At 42.9% G+C, this 3,669-nt stretch carries 3 protein-coding genes and 1 pseudogene; all 4 read left to right on the top strand.

Going from position 1 to position 3,669, the window contains the following annotated elements; genetic code table 11:
* A pseudogene (locus Q3886_RS09270) lies at positions 1-901 on the top strand (oxaloacetate decarboxylase subunit alpha); the annotation flags it as partial.
* A gap of 214 nt (positions 902-1,115) precedes the next feature.
* Positions 1,116-1,514: a (deoxy)nucleoside triphosphate pyrophosphohydrolase gene (locus Q3886_RS09265; RefSeq protein WP_301861140.1), complete on the top strand. Its 399-nt coding sequence runs from the start codon at positions 1,116-1,118 to the stop codon at positions 1,512-1,514.
* 9 nt (positions 1,515-1,523) lie between these two features.
* Entirely contained in the window at positions 1,524-3,104 is a 1,581-nt protein-coding gene (locus Q3886_RS09260) for a DEAD/DEAH box helicase family protein (RefSeq protein WP_301861139.1), read from the top strand.
* A partial coding sequence (locus Q3886_RS09255) for a helicase-related protein (protein ID WP_367881566.1) occupies positions 2,999-3,669 on the top strand: 671 nt, incomplete at its 3' end. The genes Q3886_RS09260 and Q3886_RS09255, both read left to right, overlap by 106 nt.

Below are 3,669 nucleotides of genomic sequence, written 5' to 3'. Positions count from 1 at the left end.
CATGGAACTTCAGCAAATGGGCGTCGACTCTCTGTGCATCAAGGATATGTCCGGCTTGCTGTCTCCCTACGATGCCTATAATCTGGTGCGGATGCTGAAAAAGCATTTATCTGTGCCTATTGAACTGCATACGCACTGTACATGCGGGTTGGGGGAAATGACCTATCTGAAAGCCATTGAAGCCGGCGTCGATATTATTGATACGGCTCTGTCTCCTTTTGGCGAAGTGACGAGTCAGCCGGCAACAGAATCGATGGTCATGTCCCTGGAGCACAGTATTTATGATACTGGCATTGATGTAGAACGGCTGTGGCCCTTGACGGAGCACTTTAAAAAAGTGCGGAAAGAACTGGCCGAAGAATTTAATCTGACCATGCCCAGCCAGATTAATCCGGCTGTCCGGAAATATCAGATTCCCGGCGGCATGCTGACCAATCTGTACAATCAGCTTAAAAGCCAGGGGGCAGAAGACCGCTTTGATGAAGTCCTGGCGGAAATGCCGAATGTACGCCGTGATCTGGGCTATCCGCCTCTCGTTACGCCGACAAGTCAGATTACCGGCTCTGCAGCAGCCCTGAATGTACTGTACGGCCGCTATAAGATCATTACCAACGAAGTCAAGGACATTGTCCGCGGTAAATACGGCCGTGTTCCCGGTACGATCAGCGAAGAATTCCGCAAGATGTGTATTGGCGATGAACCGGTTATTCAGCATCGTCCTGCTGATGATCTGAAGCCGGAACTGGCCAAGTCCCGGCAGGCACTGGCTGACGAAGGATTCCCCGATGCCTCTCCGGAAGATGTCCTGAGTTATACCCTATTCCCGGAAGTAGCACTGCCATTCTTTAAGAAGCGGCGAGATGAACAACAACACAGCTCTTCATCGGCGACGCAGGGATAAGTGAATAGGCAGATATGGAAGACACCTGACGAACCTGTTGTCAGGTGTCTTTTCTATATCGTGCTGAAAATAGTATTGTCCAGCATTACAAAGGGCAGACGCCTTCCATCTATTACGAGGTTTCGTTGGTGCATAAAGGCAGCACAGAAGACATGCAGCCAGTTTTATTGTATAATAATGTAGTAAATATGCAGCAAATGGGGGAATCTGAATAATGAAACACTTAGAAGTCGTTGCGGCAATTTTGGAATATAAGGGCAAAATTCTCTGTATGGAACGGGGAAAGGGAAAATACGATTATGTGAGCTTTAAATATGAATTTCCCGGCGGAAAAATAGAACCGAACGAAGCCAGGCATTCGGCCATTGAACGGGAACTGCGGGAAGAGATGGACGTTCATGTTGACGTAAAGGAAGAAGACCTGTACATGACCGTACATCACAGGTATCCCGATTTTTCCATTACCATGCATGCCTTTATGTGCCATTTGGATAGGCCTGATTTTATCCGTAAAGAACACGTTGATGCCAAGTGGATGGCACCGAAAGAGTTGCCGACGCTGGATTGGGCGGCTGCTGATGTTCCGATTATGGAGAAATTGGCTGGAAAGTAGGAACTGATAATGACTGCCTATAATGTGCTGGAAGAGTGTTTGCGTGAAGGATTTATTGATTATAAAGTCAATGCAGATAAGCGGTATGTGCCGAAAATACTGACTAATAATCGGACTAAGCGGCAGAAAGTACTGGATACTGTGTTATCGCAGCTGTACCATTGCGATGAGTTTCTTTTTTCAATAGCTTTTATTACGAAAAGCGGCATAGCCTGCATTAAAGATGCGCTGATTCAGAATAGGAATGTAAAAGGTAGAATACTGGCATCTCAGTATTTAAACTTCACAGAACCAGCGGCTCTGCGGGAATTATTAAAATTTCCTAATTTAGAAGTTCGAATGATAACCGAAGAAAAGGCGTTTCATGCTAAAGGATATATATTTCATCATCCTGATAATGATGAAGAAAGCTATACCATGATTATTGGCAGCAGCAATATGACTGCCAATGCATTGACACATAATCAGGAATGGAATCTTTTTATTACTTCTTCTGAAGACGGCGCCTTAATCAGGCAGACCATGCAGGAATTTTCAGCCTTATGGGAAGCAGCAGAAGTTGTTAATGAATCGTGGATTAAGGCGTATGAAGATGTATATAGCCATAGCCGCATACAAAACAAGCCTGCATATACTCCTCTTTATAAGATACATCCTAATACAATGCAGCAAGCTGCTTTAGCAGGAATTCAGGCACTGCGTGATGCAGGGCAAGATAGAGGACTGCTTATTTCAGCGACAGGTACAGGAAAGACCTATTTGTCAGCTTTTGATATACGAAAAATAAATCCTAAACGAAGTCTTTTTGTCGTACATCGGGAAATGATTGTTAACAATGCCAGAGACAGTTATATCAAGGTGGGATTTCCTCCGAATGAAACAGGCCGATTAACTGGGCGATTTAAAGAGGTGCAGAAAAAATATCTATTTGCAACGATACAGACGCTGGCGCAAGATGCAATACTGTATTCTTTTGCCCCTGATGCATTCGAATACATTGTTATTGATGAAGTACATCATGGCGGTGCTGAAACGTATCAGAAGCTGTTTAACTATTTCAAACCTAAATTCTGGCTGGGAATGACGGCGACACCGGAACGATCTGATGGCTTTGATATTTACGACTTGTTTCATCACAATATAGCTTATGAAATTCGACTTCATCATGCTTTGGAAGCCAATATGCTTGTGCCGTTTCACTATCATGGCATTAGTGAAATTACTGTTAATGGCAAGCTGCTTGATGATAAAAGTGATTTTAATTTGTTGACCAGTGAAGAACGAGTTCGTCATATCTTATATTATGCCGATTTATATGGCAGTGATATGGAACGCATTAAAGGCCTGGTATTTTGCAGCAGCGTGGAAGAAGCCTGTTCTTTGGCATCCGCATTTCGAGTACATGGAAAACAGGCGATCGCATTAAGCGGCAACTCATCAGAAAAGGAACGGCAGGAAGCTGTCGCAAGACTGGAATGTAATATATTTTTACATGCGATATTTTCAATGAAGGCATCGACATTCCGCAGGTTAATCAAATCATTATGCTTCGGCCAACGCAATCGGCTATTATTTTTGTGCAGCAGTTAGGCCGTGGTCTCCGTAAATATCCTAATAAACGATATTTAGAGGTTTTGGATTTTATTGGTAATTATGAAAATAATTTTTTGTTGCCCATTGCTTTGTACGGAGACAGAACGTATGATAAAGATTTTGTGCGTCAGCTCATGCATGTCAACTATCTGCCCGGAGCTACGTCTGTTTATTTTGATGATGTTGCCAAAGAAAAGATCTATGAGTCTATTGATCACAAACGATATTTGGCAGATTTAAGAGAGCTGAAAGAATCGTACTGCAATATGGAATACCGGTTGGGCCGACAACCGATGATGATGGATTTTGTCCGCATAGGCGATAAAGATCCCTATTTGTTTGTAGATAAGAAGAATTCTTTTTATGAGTTTGTCCAGTACGTACGCCCTTATGAATCTACTATGACTGGGGCACATGCTGCTGTACTGATGATGTTGAGCCAAGAAGTAGCCAATGGAAAACGTGTTGAAGAACTTTTTCTATTAGATACATTGTTGGATACGGATATAGTATCTGCTGAGGAACTAAAAGAAAAGATACAAAAGAAATATAAGTATTTAGT

The sequence above is a fragment of the uncultured Megasphaera sp. genome, assembly GCF_958350005.1.
Lineage (GTDB): Bacteria > Bacillota > Negativicutes > Veillonellales > Megasphaeraceae > Megasphaera.
This window is presented reverse-complemented; position numbering and strand designations above follow the sequence as displayed.